Origin of the sequence: Brevundimonas sp. NPDC058933, assembly GCF_049315965.1 — a bacterium.
Classification (GTDB): domain Bacteria; phylum Pseudomonadota; class Alphaproteobacteria; order Caulobacterales; family Caulobacteraceae; genus Brevundimonas.
Genome location: NZ_JBMOSL010000007.1, coordinates 89,279 through 103,038, shown reverse-complemented (window position 1 = coordinate 103,038; position 13,760 = coordinate 89,279). Strand labels below are relative to the sequence as shown.

15 protein-coding genes are annotated in these 13,760 nt (G+C 69.8%); 9 read left to right on the top strand and 6 right to left on the bottom strand.

From position 1 onward, the window contains the following. Positions 1-207 precede the first annotated feature (207 nt). Positions 208-1,890: a DUF1570 domain-containing protein gene (locus tag ACOZBP_RS12600; protein WP_422676778.1), complete on the top strand. Its 1,683-nt coding sequence runs from the start codon at positions 208-210 to the stop codon at positions 1,888-1,890. 74 nt (positions 1,891-1,964) lie between these two features. Then, a complete protein-coding gene (locus ACOZBP_RS12595; protein ID WP_422676777.1) occupies positions 1,965-3,623 on the top strand; it encodes a peptide chain release factor 3 in 1,659 nt (552 codons plus the stop codon). Between the two features lie 9 nt (positions 3,624-3,632). Here the strand turns inward: ACOZBP_RS12595 and ACOZBP_RS12590 are convergent, their stop codons facing one another. Next, positions 3,633-4,103, bottom strand: a complete 471-nt coding sequence (locus ACOZBP_RS12590) for a hypothetical protein (RefSeq protein WP_422676776.1) — start codon at positions 4,101-4,103, stop codon at positions 3,633-3,635. Between the two features lie 153 nt (positions 4,104-4,256). Here ACOZBP_RS12590 and ACOZBP_RS12585 point away from each other — a divergent pair, with 153 nt between their 5' ends. Continuing rightward, positions 4,257-5,774 carry a hypothetical protein gene (locus ACOZBP_RS12585; RefSeq protein ID WP_422676775.1) on the top strand — a complete coding sequence of 506 codons (1,518 nt, stop codon included), beginning with the start codon at positions 4,257-4,259 and terminating at the stop codon, positions 5,772-5,774. On the opposite strand, the gene ACOZBP_RS12580 is transcribed toward ACOZBP_RS12585, so the two are convergent. After that, entirely contained in the window at positions 5,766-6,368 is a 603-nt protein-coding gene (locus tag ACOZBP_RS12580; protein WP_422676774.1) for a YczE/YyaS/YitT family protein, read from the bottom strand. The two genes, ACOZBP_RS12585 and ACOZBP_RS12580, sit on opposite strands and share 9 nt — an antisense overlap. A 66-nt stretch (positions 6,369-6,434) precedes the next feature. Between ACOZBP_RS12580 and ACOZBP_RS12575 the strand changes: the two genes are divergently transcribed. Then, positions 6,435-7,886 carry a PLP-dependent aminotransferase family protein gene (locus ACOZBP_RS12575; protein WP_422676773.1) on the top strand — a complete coding sequence of 484 codons (1,452 nt, stop codon included), beginning with the start codon at positions 6,435-6,437 and terminating at the stop codon, positions 7,884-7,886. Here the strand turns inward: ACOZBP_RS12575 and ACOZBP_RS12570 are convergent. Next, a complete protein-coding gene (locus ACOZBP_RS12570; RefSeq protein WP_422676772.1) occupies positions 7,883-9,031 on the bottom strand; it encodes an MFS transporter in 1,149 nt (382 codons plus the stop codon). The two genes, ACOZBP_RS12575 and ACOZBP_RS12570, sit on opposite strands and share 4 nt — an antisense overlap. Positions 9,032-9,084: 53 nt before the next feature. Between ACOZBP_RS12570 and ACOZBP_RS12565 the strand changes: the two genes are divergently transcribed. The 5 genes from ACOZBP_RS12565 (at position 9,085) to ACOZBP_RS12545 (ending at position 12,688) form a co-directional block, all read left to right on the top strand. Beyond that, positions 9,085-9,987 (top strand): LysR family transcriptional regulator, encoded by a 903-nt coding sequence (locus tag ACOZBP_RS12565; RefSeq protein ID WP_422676771.1) that lies wholly within the window; start codon positions 9,085-9,087, stop codon positions 9,985-9,987. Between the two features lie 109 nt (positions 9,988-10,096). Next, entirely contained in the window at positions 10,097-10,438 is a 342-nt protein-coding gene (locus ACOZBP_RS12560; protein ID WP_422676770.1) for a hypothetical protein, read from the top strand. Between the two features lie 132 nt (positions 10,439-10,570). Beyond that, positions 10,571-11,821: a hypothetical protein gene (locus ACOZBP_RS12555; RefSeq protein WP_422676769.1), complete on the top strand. Its 1,251-nt coding sequence runs from the start codon at positions 10,571-10,573 to the stop codon at positions 11,819-11,821. Positions 11,822-11,896: 75 nt separating this feature from the next. After that, positions 11,897-12,256: a Grx4 family monothiol glutaredoxin gene (gene grxD, locus ACOZBP_RS12550; protein WP_422676768.1), complete on the top strand. Its 360-nt coding sequence runs from the start codon at positions 11,897-11,899 to the stop codon at positions 12,254-12,256. A gap of 6 nt (positions 12,257-12,262) precedes the next feature. Continuing rightward, positions 12,263-12,688: an acyl-CoA thioesterase gene (locus ACOZBP_RS12545; protein WP_422676767.1), complete on the top strand. Its 426-nt coding sequence runs from the start codon at positions 12,263-12,265 to the stop codon at positions 12,686-12,688. A gap of 74 nt (positions 12,689-12,762) precedes the next feature. On the opposite strand, the gene ACOZBP_RS12540 is transcribed toward ACOZBP_RS12545, so the two are convergent. The 3 genes from ACOZBP_RS12540 to ACOZBP_RS12530 all read right to left on the bottom strand — a co-directional run bounded on the left by ACOZBP_RS12540 (position 12,763) and on the right by ACOZBP_RS12530 (position 13,704). Next, on the bottom strand, positions 12,763-13,119 hold the full coding sequence (locus ACOZBP_RS12540; protein ID WP_422676766.1) for an endonuclease domain-containing protein: 357 nt from the start codon (positions 13,117-13,119) through the stop codon (positions 12,763-12,765). A gap of 70 nt (positions 13,120-13,189) precedes the next feature. Beyond that, a complete protein-coding gene (locus ACOZBP_RS12535) occupies positions 13,190-13,576 on the bottom strand; it encodes a hypothetical protein (RefSeq protein ID WP_422676765.1) in 387 nt (128 codons plus the stop codon). Beyond that, positions 13,576-13,704 carry a hypothetical protein gene (locus tag ACOZBP_RS12530; protein WP_422676764.1) on the bottom strand — a complete coding sequence of 43 codons (129 nt, stop codon included), beginning with the start codon at positions 13,702-13,704 and terminating at the stop codon, positions 13,576-13,578. Before ACOZBP_RS12530 ends, ACOZBP_RS12535 begins: the two co-directional genes overlap by 1 nt. Positions 13,705-13,760 lie beyond the last annotated feature (56 nt).

Genomic DNA, 13,760 nt, shown 5'->3' with positions numbered 1-13,760 from the left:
CTTGCGGCGTCGATCTCATGGACCGGCGTCTCACAGAAACGAGCATGCCCCCAAAAGCCCCGCTTCGCGAAGGGTCTTTCACGGCATCGTGAAAATTGCGCCGTTTACCGACTGTCGCCGCGCTTGATCGCACCGAAATCGCGGCCCCCTCTTTCGCTGCACACCGGCGTTCGCTATCCGTTGAACCGCGTAACGGGGAGATCGCAAATGCGTGTTTTTGCACGAGGAAGTCGCCAGTTCGGTCCGAGGCTTGCAGGGCTTGCGGGGCTTGCCGCGGCGCTGACCGCGAGCCTGCTGAGCGCTACCGCAGCCCATGCGGAATGGCTGAAGGCCGAGACCGACCATTTCATCGTCTATGGCGACACGTCAGAAGCCAGCCTGCGCCGCTATGCCCGCAAGGTCGAACGCTTCGACGCCCTGCTGCGCACCTATTATCCGATCCCGACGGAACACGAGATTCCCAAGCTCGAGATCTTCATGGCGGAGGGACGTCGTGACATGAACCGCGTCTCGCCCGGCATCGGCGAGGGCGTGGCAGGATTTTATTCGCCCAACAGCGGCCGCATCTATTCGGTCGTGGATACGCGCAGTCGAATGGGGGACGTCGTGGTCTTCCACGAATACGGCCACCACTTCATGTATCAGATGCGCGCCAACGCCTATCCGTCCTGGTTCGTCGAAGGGTTCGCCGAATACTATTCGACGGCTGAAGTGGTGAACGACCGAATCCAGTTCGGACGCCACAATCCTGGCCGGATGAACTCGCTGACGATGGGCGCGAACACCTGGGCGGACATAGACGACGTGCTGACGTGGCGTTTGACGGCGGCCGGCCGCTATCCCGCCCATCTCTACTATGCTCAGGCCTGGGCCATGACCCACTACTTCATGAGCACGCCCGAGCGCACACAGATGTTGAGCCGCTATCTGGCGAGCGTCATCGGCGGCCAGGAGTCCGTCGCCGCCATGCAGGCGGCCACCGGGCGAACGTCAGAGCAGTTGCAGAACGACCTGTGGCGCTACATGTCAGGGTCCATCACGATGCTGTCCCCGCAGATCACCCTGCCCGAGCCGCAGGTCACGATCACGCGTGTCCCGCCGGCCGAGGCAGAGGCCGTCTGGCTGGACATTCGACTGGACAACGAGCCCGTTATCGAGACGCCGGCCGAGACTAAGAGCGATAGCGACAAGTCTGACAGCCAGAAGGCGCGCGAAGCACGCGAGCTTCGTGAGAACGCCGAAAACCGGGCTGAACTGATCCGGTCCGCCTTCGCCCTGGCCGAAAAACATCCCGGTGACCGGATGGGCCTGCTGTTGGCCGCACGCGCTCAACGCCTGTCACAGCGGCCCGATCTGGCGATCGGCGTGCTGGAGCCGGCGATCACCGACTCGTTGCAGGACGCGGACATCCTGCGCGTGGCCGGCCTGGCTTTGCTGGATCAGATCGCCAGCGAAGCCGACCCGGACAAGGCCCTGACGATGCGACGCAGGGCCAACGGTTATCTGGCGCGCGCCATGGATGCGGAACCGACGGATTTCCGCATCTACCTGGCCTTGAACGATGTGCGACGTGGTCAGACGGGCTATCCGTCCGACAACGACCTGTCGACGCTTCAGGTCGCCTACGCTCTGGCGCCCCAGTCTTTCGACGCCCGATTGCGCCTGGGTCAGGCCTACATCGCGCGAAATCTGAATGCTGAAGCCATCCAGGTGCTGACGCCTGTGTCCAACAGCCCTCACGCCAGCCACTTCAAGGGCCGTGCGCGCGCCATGATCACCCAGGCCCGGGCGGCCCTCGGCCAGGCAGCGGAGGCCTATGCAGAAGAGCCGAGCGAGGATGATGCGGCGGCGGCCTCAGGCCTACCGCAAACGCCCGCCGCCGCCGACTAGCTGCTCGCCCGGCCCGTTGTCCGGGTGCAGGCGATGGAGTGACTTTTGGCGCGCTCCGCGCTACCTGCCGCCCCATGTCGAAACTGACCCTGCCTGAAGAGGCCGGCCGCCGCCGGACCTTCGCCATCATCGCTCACCCGGACGCCGGCAAGACGACGCTGACGGAGCATATCCTGCTGGCCGGCGGGGCCATTCGCGCGGCGGGCGCCGTGCGGGCGCGCGGCGAGAACCGACGCACCCAGTCCGACTGGATGAAGATCGAGAAGGAACGGGGCATTTCGGTCTCGGCCTCGGTCATGACCTTCGAGCACACCACGGCCGACGGCGTGGCCAAGATGTTCAACCTGCTGGATACGCCTGGCCACGAAGACTTCTCCGAAGACACCTATCGCACCCTGACCGCCGCCGACTGCGCCATCATGGTGCTGGACGCCGCCAAGGGCATCGAGCCGCAGACGCTGAAGCTGTTCGAGGTGTGCCGCCTGCGCGACATTCCGATCATCACCTTCATCAACAAGCTGGACCGCGAAGCCCAGGACCCGATGGCCCTGCTGGACGAGATCGCGTCCCGCCTGCAACTGGACCCCGCCCCCATCTGGTGGCCGGCCGAGAGCGGCAACCGTCTGCGCGGCATGGTCGAAATGGGCACCGGCAAGTTCCAGCCCTACACCAAGAAGCCTGCGGGCGCGAAAGAGGACCCCGGCCACCCCGAGGCCCTGCCCCTGGCCGACGCCGCCCAATACTTCGAGGCGGGCGAGCACGAGGCCCTGATGGAGACCCAGGAGCTGATCGAGGCCGGCTATCCGACCTTTGACCGTCAATCCTTCCTGGAAGGCCATATGACGCCGGTGCTGTGGGGCTCGGCGCTGCGCCACTTCGGCATCGACGAACTGCTGGCCGCCATCGGCGAATGGGCGCCGCCGCCCAAGGTCATGCCGGCGCGGAAAGAAGCCCCGCCCGAGACCCGCAACGCCCCGGCTCCGGTCGAGATCGAGGTCGAGCCGGGCCAGCCCGAAGTCACCGGCTTCGTCTTCAAGGTCCAGGCCAACATGGACCCCAACCACCGCGACCGCATCGCCATGTTCCGCATGGCCTCGGGCAGCTTCAAGCGCGGCATGAAGCTGAAGGTGCAGAACACCGGCAAGCAGCTGAGCGTCAACGCCCCCATCATGTTCTTCGCCTCGGACCGTGAACTGGCCGAGGACGCCTATGCCGGCGACGTCATCGGCATCCCCAACCACGGCGTGCTGCGCGTCGGCGACAGCCTGTCGGAAAGCGGCCTGATCCGGTTTGCCGGCCTGCCCAACTTCGCCCCGGAAATCCTGCAACGCGTCCGCGTCAAGGACCCGCTGAAGGCCAAGCACCTGAAGAAGGCGCTGGAGGGTCTGGCCGAGGAAGGCGTGACCCAGCTGTTCCGCCCCGAGCTGGGCTCGGACTTCATCGTCGGCGCCGTCGGCCAGCTGCAGTTCGAGGTCATGGCCGATCGTCTGGGCGAGGAATACAACCTGGACGTCATCTTCGAGCCCAGCCCCTACGCCGAGGCGCGCTGGGTGGCGCCCGCCGGGGAAGGGACCAAGGCCGACCTCGACGACTTCGCCGGCAAGTACCGCCCGCAGATGGCCGTCGACATCGACCAGGCCCCGGTCTTCCTGGCCAAGTCGAGCTGGGAGACCGGCTACGTCTCCGAACGCTTCCCCAGGATCGCCTTCACCAAGACCAAGGAACGGGGCTGACCTTCGGGGTCAGCCGCCAGCCACCAGAGCCTCGGGCGCCTCGTAGCGTTCGGTCGAGCCGAGGAAGATCTTGTAGAGGTCGCCGACCTTCTCGACCCTGAAGCCCTGGGCGGCGGCGCCGTCCGCCTGACTGACGTCTGAGCCGACGGCGCCGGTCCGGTCGAAGAACAGGCTGCGCGTGCGGCCGTCGGGCAGGCTGACCTTGACCACGGCTGAGCCGTCCGCGTTGCGGATCACGCCGGCGTCGCACTGACCCATGGGCTGCTCAGCGGCCAGCGCGCAGGCGACCGTGCCGGTGGCGTGAAACGCCGTCCCCGCGACACGCGCATCGACCTGTTCCGGCAAGGGTTGAGCCTGAGGCGCGGGCGTATCGGCGGGCGCAGCCTCGATCGGTGCGGGCTGACTGTCCTGGCCGCAGGCGGCGAGGGCCAGGACGCCGACGGCCGCCAAGGCTGACCGGATCACCAGAACGGGCTGCATCTGCATCTCCCCTTGAATAGGCGCACCGAAGGTCGCCCCGGCGCGCCGCCGCGTCAAGGGCGCGCACGTTCAGGTCGTGCGGACCTGCGGCCAATCGACGTTTTGCAGTTGTCATGAGCCCGGCCTAGTCTCATCGCCAAGCGGGAGGTTCGCATGATGATTCAAAGGAATGGCGGACGCCAGCGGTCGCGGGCGCTGCGCAATCTGATGCTGGGCGGCGCCCTGGCGCTGTTGTCGGCTCAGGCGGCCCAGGCCGAGTGGCGGCGCGCCGAGACGGACAACTTCGTCGTCTATGGCGAGGGCGGCGAACGCGACCTGCGCCGTCAGGCCGAACAGCTTGAACGTTTCGACGCCCTGCTGCGTCTTCAGTTCGGCCTGCCGCCGGTCGACGGCGTGCGCAAGCTGCCGGTCTATCTGGTGCGGACCGGCGCGGAGCTGCGTGAACTGCATCCCCGACTGCCCGAACGGGTCGGCGGCTTCTATTCAGCCTCGCCGATCGACGTCTATGCGGCGCTGAACCGGCGCAGCGGCCAGCACATCCTGTTCCATGAATACGCCCACCACTTCATGTATCAGAACTTCCCCGGGGTCTATCCGGGCTGGTTCATAGAAGGCTTCGCCGAGTTCTTCGCCACAGCCACGGTCGATGACGCCGGCAAGATCGAGGTCGGCTATTACAGCCCCGGTCGACTGGCCAATCTGAACGCCCTGTCCTGGCTGCCGATGGATCAGCTGCTGAGCGTGCGGCCGAACCAGCTGGAGGGCCGGGCGCGTGCGGCCTTTTACGCCCAGTCGTGGCTGCTGACGCACTACCTGTTTTCCGATCCCGAGCGGCGGCGGGGCCTGGACGGCTATCTGGCGGCGGTGGGCCGGGGAACGCCCTATGAGCAGGCGCTGAAGGAGCATCTGAACCACACGCCCGACAGCCTGAACGACGCCCTGCGCGCCTATCTGCGCGGACGCATGCCCTATTCCCGCCTCGACATGGCCGAGGTCGAACCGCAGGTGGAACTGACGGTCCTGCCGGACAGCGCCGACCGGATGCTGCTGTATGGCGTCTCGCTGCGCTATGCGAAGACGCCGGAAGAGATGGCGCGCCTTCTGCCGCGGGTCCGCGCCGATGCCGCCCGCTATCCCGATGACCGACTGGCGCTGGTGACCCTGGGCCGGGCCGAACTGCGCGGCGGCGACGCGGCGGCCGGCGAGGCGGCGCTGAAACGGGCGCTGGAGATCGCCCCCGGCGACGTGGAGGCCTTGCAGACCCTGGCCTGGATCAGGCTGGACGCCTCAAAGGCTTTGGAGGGCGCTGCGCGCGGCCGCCTGATCGCCGAGGCCCAGGCCTATCTGGCCGAGGCGATGCGCACGGATCCGACCGACTATCGCACCTATGTCGCCCTGGCCCGGGCCCGGAGCGTGGCGCGCGACTATCCCAACGAGAACGACGTGGCGACCCTGAGGCTGGCCCAGGCCTATGCGCCCCAGGTCCTGGGACTGAGGATGCAGACCGCCGACGCCCTGCGCCGGACCGGGCGGGCCGAGGAGGCCGACGCCCTGATGGCGGCGGTCGCCAACTATGCCCACGAAGGGGCTTCGCCCCCGACGCCGGACACGCCGGAAACCCCGGACGCACCGCCTCCCGAACAGCCCGCCGGCGAGAAGGCCTCAGACTGAGGCCGCCGGGCGCGCCTCGCGCTTCGGGCCGATCTCGAACCAGGGCATGAAGCGCTGGATCAGGGGGCCGTTGGCCAGGGCGTAGAGGATGGTGCCGACGCCGGCCACGCCGCCCAGCAGCCAGCCCCCGCCCAGGACCGCGACCTCGATCGCCGTGCGCGCCCAGCCGATCCGCCAGCCGGTGATCCGCACCAGACCGGTGGTCAGGCCGTCGCGCGGGCCGGGGCCCAGCCCTGCGCCGATATAGGCCGCCGTCGCCGCGCCGTTCAGGACGATGGCGGCGATGAGGAAGGCGATCTTCAGCGCCAGCCCCTCGATCGGCGGCAGGGCCCACAGGGCGACATCCGCCGCCGTGCCGATGACCAGGACGTTGCAGATGGTGCCGACGCCCGGCTTCTGACGCAGCGGAATCCAGATCAGCAGCACCAGGGCCCCGACCAGATTGACGATCAGGCCCAGGCTCAGCCCCGTCAGCTCCGACAGGCCCTGATGCAGGACGCTCCACGGGTTCAGGCCCAGGTCGGCGCGGACCATCAGGGCCAGAGACGCCCCATAAAGCAGAAGACCGAGCTGAAGCTGGATGAAACGACGCATGAACATAGGGCCATAGAGCGCATCAATGGCCTTGTTTTATAGGGCCGCTTTGGCGAGGGTGGCCTTATGCGCGATCTGCTCGTCAACCCCGCCTCCCTGTCGCGTCAGTTGAAAGGCTGGCGCGGGCCGGAGGGCGAGCCCGCCTATCGCCGCCTGTCCGAGGCGCTGAAGCTGATGATCCTGGACGGGCGGCTGCCGCTGGCGGCGCGGCTGCCGGGCGAGCGGCGTCTGGCCGAGACCCTGGGCGTCAGCCGCATCACCGTCAGCGCGGCGCTGGACCGGCTGCGGGCCGACGGCTTCGTCGCCAGCCGCGTCGGCTCAGGTAGCTTCACCGCCCTGCCCGCCAGTCCGGCGGCCCGGCCCGCGCGACGTCTGGACGGCCCCCTGCAACAGGGCCATCAGGCGGGCGTCATCGACATGGCCACCGCCGTCATGCCCGCCGACGAACAGGTCCACGCCGCCTATGCCCGCGCGCTGGAGGCCCTGCCCGCCCACCTGCCCGGCCACGGCTATGAGCCGATCGGGGTCGAGGCCCTGCGCCGCGTCGTCGCCGACCGCTACGCCGCCGACGGCATGGCGACCTCGCCCGATCAGATCGTGACCACGGCGGGGGCGCAGAATGCGCTCGCCCTGCTGCTGCGCGCCGTCACCCGGCCCGGCGACGCCGTGGCAGTCGAGCACCCCACCTATCCCCACGCCCTGGACGCCATGCTGCGGGCGGGCCTGCGCCCCTTGCCGGTGGCCATGACGGCGTCGGGCTGGGACATGGCGGGACTGATCGCCGCCATCGAGCGGAACCGGCCCCGCCTCATCTATCTGATCGGCGCCCATCAGAACCCGACCGGCCATGTCCTGTCCGCCGAGGACGAGGCGACGGTGGCGCGGGCCGCCCAACGCGTCGGCGCCCTGCTGGTGCTGGACGACACCCTGCGCGAGGTCTGGTTCGACCGCCCGCCGCCGCCGCCCGCCGACCACGGCCCCCACGTCGTGCGGCTGGGCTCGACCAGCAAGCCCTATTGGGGCGGGCTGCGCGTCGGCTGGCTGCGGGGCCACGACGCGGTGGTCGAGGCCGTGGTGCGCCACCGCCCGTCGCTGGACCTGGGCGCCCCGGTCATGGAGCAACTGGCGGCCGCCATGCTGCTGAGCGGCGATCCGGCGCCCCTGGCCGCGCGTCGCCGGACGCTGGCGGCGCGCGAGGCCCACCTGCGCGCCCGTCTGGCCGAGGCCCTGCCCGAGTGGAAGACGCGCCGCCCCGACGGCGGCCTGTCGCTGTGGGTCGAACTGCCCCGGCCCGACAGCACGCGGCTGGCCCTGGCCGCGCCGGATCATGGGGTGCGGATCGCGCCCGGCACGCGGTTCGGCCTCAACAGCGCCTTCGACCGCTTCATCCGCCTGCCCTTCAGCCAGACCGAGGCCGATCTGGACCGCGCCGTCGCCGGGCTGGCCGCCGCCTGGCCCACGCTGGACCGCAGCGCGCCGCGAAGGGCGGCGAAAACGGTCGAGGACGCCGTGCTCTAGGCTCGCCGCTCCAGCCCGAAGGTCATGGCGAACATCAGGACGCAGACGAGACTGGAGGCCAGCAGCGCCATGCCCGCCGAGCGGTCCAGCAGGACGCCGTAGCTGAGCGGCGCCGCCGCCTGAAGGAAGCGGGCGGGGGTCAGGATCAGGGCCTGACGCGTGGCGTAGTTGTCCTTGCCGAACAGGTGCAGCGGCAGGACGCCCGAGGCCACGGACAGGAGGCCGTTGCCCGCCCCCTGACCCAGGGCCACCGCCCCCGCCACCCCCTTGCCGCCGAGATAGGCGACGGCCGCGCCCAGCGGGTGCAGCAGGGTGGCCAGCCGCAGCACGGCGACCGGCGAACCCTGGCCCGGCGCCAGGAAGGCCAGCAGCCGCACCCCCACCGCCGCCCCGGCCATCAGGCTGGCCGCGCCCGCCGCCTGGGCCGGCTCCAGCCCCAGCCGTCCCAGCAGGCGCGGCAGGTGGGCGCTCATCGCCGTGGCGATCCACCAGGCCCCCGCGAACAGGACCGCCAGCCGGATCATGCGCCCGTCCCAATGCACCGGCTCGCCGTCCGCCGGGGGACGCGGCCCGGCGCGACCGTCCGGCAGCAGGGTCAGATAGAGGGGCAGGCAGACCAGAAGATGCAGGGCCGCCCAGCCGAAACAGACGCCGCGCCAACCGACCAGCTCCGTCATCGCCAGGGTCATGGGCCAGCCCAGCGCCCCGCCGAAGGCGCCGATCAGGGAGACCGCCGTAATCGGCTTCTTCGCCGCCTCGCCGTGGATGGCGACCAGAACCGCGAAGGCCGGACCATAGAAGCCGACGCCCATGCCGATCCCCAGGGTCAGGATCGAGGCGACCATGCTGACCGGCCCCTGCGACAGGCCCAGCCCCGCCAGACCGGCGGCGAAAACCACCGAGGCCGCCGCCAGCACCTCGCGCCCGCTGCGCTGATCGACCCAGCGCCCGCCAAAGGGACTGAGCGCCGCCGAGATCAGGAAGGCCCCCGACAGACCCGCAAACACCAGCGACGGCCTGGTTCCGGTCCCCGCCGCCAGCGGTTCGGCCAGCACCCCCAGCAGGTAGTAGCTGGAGGCGAAGGCGACGATCAGACCAAGGCCGAGGACGGGGACGATCAGACGGTGCGCGAGGGAGGACGACATGGGCCGGTGTCGCCGCATTGCCGTCGTGGCGAAAGCGACCTATCGGGAAGGGCATGTTCGAAAACCTCACACCTTCCGGCGCCCTGCCCTCGCTGAACGCCCTGCGCGCCTTCGAGGCCATGGCGCGGACCGGCAGCGCCACCCTGGCCGGGGCCGAGCTGAACGTGACCCACAGCGCCGTCAGCCGTCAGGTCAAGGCGCTGGAAGCCCAGATGGGGGTGCGCCTGTTCGAGGGGCCGCGTCACGCCCTGGCGCTGACCCACGCGGGCCGCGACCTGCTGCCCGGGCTGACCGCCGCCTTTGACGGCATCGCCGCGGCGGTCGCCGGCGCGCGGGGCGAGGGTCAGGACCTGCGTGTCGCCGTCAACGCCAGCCTGTCGGTCAAATGGCTGATCCCCCGCTTGCCCGACTTCGGCCGGCTTCATCCCGAGGTGCGAGTGCATCTGGTCGAACTGGCGCCCCATGCGGTCAGCCATCGCGGGGCCGACGTGGTGTTGCGCCTGCTGGCCGCGGCCCAGATCACCGCCCTGAACGCCGAGGTCGTGATCCCCAGCGCCGTCGGCCCGGTGATCGCGCCGGCCCTCTCGGGCGAGGATGCGCGCACGGCGGTCCTGACCGCGCCCCGCCTGACCGCGCGCACCCATCCCAGCGGCTGGAAAGACTGGTCGGCGCTGAGCGGCCAGACCTCGATCGCGACCGCCGAACGCCCGGTAGCCCATCTGCATTTCGTGCTCGATGCGGCCCTGTCAGGCTGGGGCGCAGCGGTCCTGCCCTGGGCGCTGGCGGCGGAAGCGGTCGGGGACGGTCGGCTGCTGGCCCCGTTCGGGTTTCAGGCCGACGGCGGAGCGGTCGCGGCCATCCCCGGCGCGGGCGAGCCGTCGCGGGCGCGCCGCGCCTTCGTCCGCTGGCTGGTCGATCAGGGCCGCGCCATGCGCCCGGCGCCCCTGCCGACCTGACTGCAACCTGAAGCTTTACTGAACACGTCTTTCATCCGACACACGCTCGTGGTTGTCTAGGGAGAGGCGGCGCCGGCTCCTTCCCGCCCGGCGCGCCGTGGAGTTCCTGATGTTCATCCCTGTCGTCACCGCGCTTGCGGTTCTGGGCCAGACCGCCCCGACGACCCGGCTCGTTTCCTATGACGAGGCGGTGCGGTGCGCTGGGCTGACCCAGGCGGCGTCGGAGCTGGAAGGCGGGGAAAGCCGTTATGGCCGCACCCTTTATGACGCGGCCCTCTACTGGTCGCTGGCGGCGATGCAGGCCGCCACGGCTTCGGGCCGCGATCCCGTTGCGGCCGAGAACGACCAGACCCGCGCCCGCGTCGATTCGGTGAAACGGCTGTCCGCCGGCGAGGCGGACGCCCGCGCCGTGCTGCAACGCTGCCGTCAGAAAACGCCGCGCCTGGGCTGATTCCTCGGCCCGCCGACACGCCCCACATTTTCCTCGTTATGCTCAAGCCGAACCGTTCCAGCGGCGCTGCGTTTGCTTGTGCGTCTGCAGGATCGCCCTCGCGATCCCGAAGCGGGACGACGAAGGTCTGGAATGTTCGAATTCGGCAGAGATCTGCGGCGGCTGTTCGAGAAGGCGCGCGACAGCGACGATCTGGGCTGGCTGGAACTGATCGGGGTCGGCCTGGTCGAGATCGAGGCCCGGCAGCAGAGCGTCGACGCGGGTCGGGTCTCCTGCGCTCGTCCCCATGAGGCGGCGCTTCGCGCCTCCGCCCTGTGGCGAGAGCACGCGCGCCGCAGCGGCGCCGCCGCCAGCCTGAACAAGGCCGAGGCCGCCGCCCGCGACGCCCTTCATCACGCCCACAATGACGACGAGGCCATCCGCGCCACGCTGGAACTGGCCCAGGGCGGGATGCTCGCCTTCGACCTTTGCGGCGAACCCGCCAGGCTGGAGGCTGTGCTCACCCTGCTCGCCGCCCTGCCGGCCGCACGCCGCAGCGACACCCTGGCCGCCGTCACCGCCCTGCACGCCCGCCTGAGGGCGCGGCAGGCCTCCCTCTCGGGCGAGACGGAGGCCCTGCAAGAGGCCGCCGCCCTGCTCGACGGGGCCCTTCAAGGACTGAAGGGACAGCAGCGACCCCTGGAGGAGGATTTGCGCCTGGACCGCGCCGCCCTGATGCTGGAGGCGGGGCTGGCCGCGCGCGACCCGCGCATGCTGGATCAGGCCGGCGCCGACCTGCGCGCCCTGGTCGAGGCCGCCACGCCGGAACAGCGCCCGCTGAGCCGCGCCCGCGCCCTGGCCCTGTGCGCCGCCGGGATGGCGGCCCTGGCCGCCGTCGCCGACGACGTCATGGCGCGCGACCAGGCCCACGCCCTGTTCGACGCCGCCGCTGACCAGTTCACGCCCGATCACAGCCCCCTGGACTGGGCCGCCATCCAGGTGCTGCGGGCCGAGCGGGAGACCCTGCCCCTGCTGGTCCTGGTTCAGGCCGAGGCCCTGACCGAGGGCGGCGGACTGGTGCTCGGCGCCCTGGCGCACGAACGGCGGGTGGCCCAGGAAGCGACGCGCGCGGGTTCGGTCGGCGACCTGAGCGCCCTGCTGGACATCGAAACCGGCCTGCGCCGTCGTCTGGTTCGCCCCTCAGGCGTCTCGACGCCGCTGGACTGGGCCGCCGACCAGATCGGCATGGCGCGCATCGCCCTGGCCCGCGCCCGCTGGACCGGCGAGACGCCGCGCGAACTGGGGTTGATGCTGGTCGAAGCCGCCGCGACGGCGCGTGAGTATGGAGCCACCGCCCTGGCTCAGCGCGCCGAGCGACTGGCGCGAACGCCCGAGACGGCCTGAGCTCTTCCGCCGCAGCGGCCTTGACCCGGCCCCTCCGGGCGCCTAGCTGACGGGCTTCTCTGAAAGGCCCCAATCGTGACCGATCAAACGACCGCCCAAGCCGCCGACCCTGTCCACGCCTTCATCGCCCAGACCGTGGCCGAGCACGACGTGGTCCTGTTCATGAAGGGCACGCCGGACGCCCCGCGCTGCGGCTTCTCCTCGCTGGCGGTGCAGATCCTCGACCACGTGGGCGCAGCCTTCGTCGGCGTCGACGTGCTTCAGGACGAAAGCCTGCGCGACGGCATCAAGGCCTTCACCGACTGGCCCACCATTCCCCAGCTCTACGTGAAGGGCGAATTCGTCGGCGGATCGGACATCGTGCGCGAGATGTTCCAGGCGGGCGAACTTCAGGCCCTGATGGTCGAGAAGGGCGTGCCCCTCGGCGAGGCCTAGGCCCCGATGGCCCGGCCGCAGTTGATCCCGCGCGAGGACCGCGAGGTCTTCATCGTCCCTCTGGACGTGCGGCCGGAACACATCGACGAGAACAACCACGTCAACAATGTCGTCTATGTCGGCTGGCTTCAGGACGTCGGCACGGCCCACTGGAACGCGCGCTTCGACGAGGCGACGCGGGCGAAGTGGTCCTGGGTCGCCCTGCGGCACGAGATCGACTACCTGCGCGCCATCGCCCCCGGCGCGACCGGCGTGGTCGCCCGCACCTGGGTCGGCGACCCGCAAGGCCCGCGCTTCAACCGCTATGTCCGCATCGAGGACGGCGAGGGCCGCCTGTGCGCGCAGGGGCTGTCGGAATGGTGCCTGGTCGACGCCGAAGCCCTGCGCCCCGCCCGCATCCCGGCGGAGATGCTGGGGCCGTTTTCGGCTTAAGCTGACTGACTTTCTCCTCCCCATTCCATGGAGAGGTGGCGCGTCGCAATAGCGACGTGACGGAGGGGGCGGCGCTACGTCAGCCGCTCCAGCACCACGCCCCTGATGGCATTCAACACGCCCTCTATCTCGCCGCGCACATCGCTGGCTTGAACCCGGAGCACGGCGATCCCTCGCCCCGCAAACCACGCCGTACGCCTGGCGTCATGACGCGCCTGATCGGGGTCGCCGTGGACCATGCCGTCCACCTCAACGGCCAGCCTCGCCTCGGCGCAGTAAAAGTCGAGGATGTAGGGACCGACAGGATGCTGTTTGCGAAACTTCAGCCCATCGAGCTTGCGCCCCTTGAGTAGCAACCAAAGCTGAGCTTCCGGCGGCGTCAAAGCACGTCGCATACGACGCGCCCGTTCGTAGCTTATGCTGTCAGCCACAGCGTCGCCCCCTCCACCACTTCGTGGTCCCCCTCCCCATTGCTGCGCAACAGGGAGGAAAGAGCAAGGCCTACAAACTGATCGGGTTCAGCACGCGCACCGCAGCGCCCGATTCCAGGCCCAGTTCGGCGTAGGTCCAGCTGACGGTCACGCCTTCGCGGACGATCGCCTTGCACAGGTCAGGCGCGCGGCGGATCAAGCTGAGCTCGGTCGGATCTGTATCCTTGATCTTGACCTCGAAGCTGGAGGCCTCGGTGCAGCCGTTCGAGCCGACCACGACGCTCAGACGCTGACCGTCGAAGTCGACCTTGCGGACGGCTTCCAGGACTTCGGTCTGAACGGCGACCTGGTTGGCGGCGTTGATGTTGACCTTCCGCTCCCCGCCCTCGCTCGAATAGATGACGCAGCCGCCCAGCAGCGGCAGCAGGGCGAAGGCCGCGACGGCTGCCAGACGCATCAGTTGGCCTCGGCGGGCGACGAGTGGATGACGCGGGTGGTCGGCTTGTCGCTGGCGATGATGATGCAGCCCGAGAGCATGGGCGCGGCGACGGCGGCGACGGCGAGAGCGATGATGAGACGGCGCATAGGTGTTCCCCTTCTTGGCTGGCCGCAAACTGCCAGCGTCGCCGTTCCGTATCACG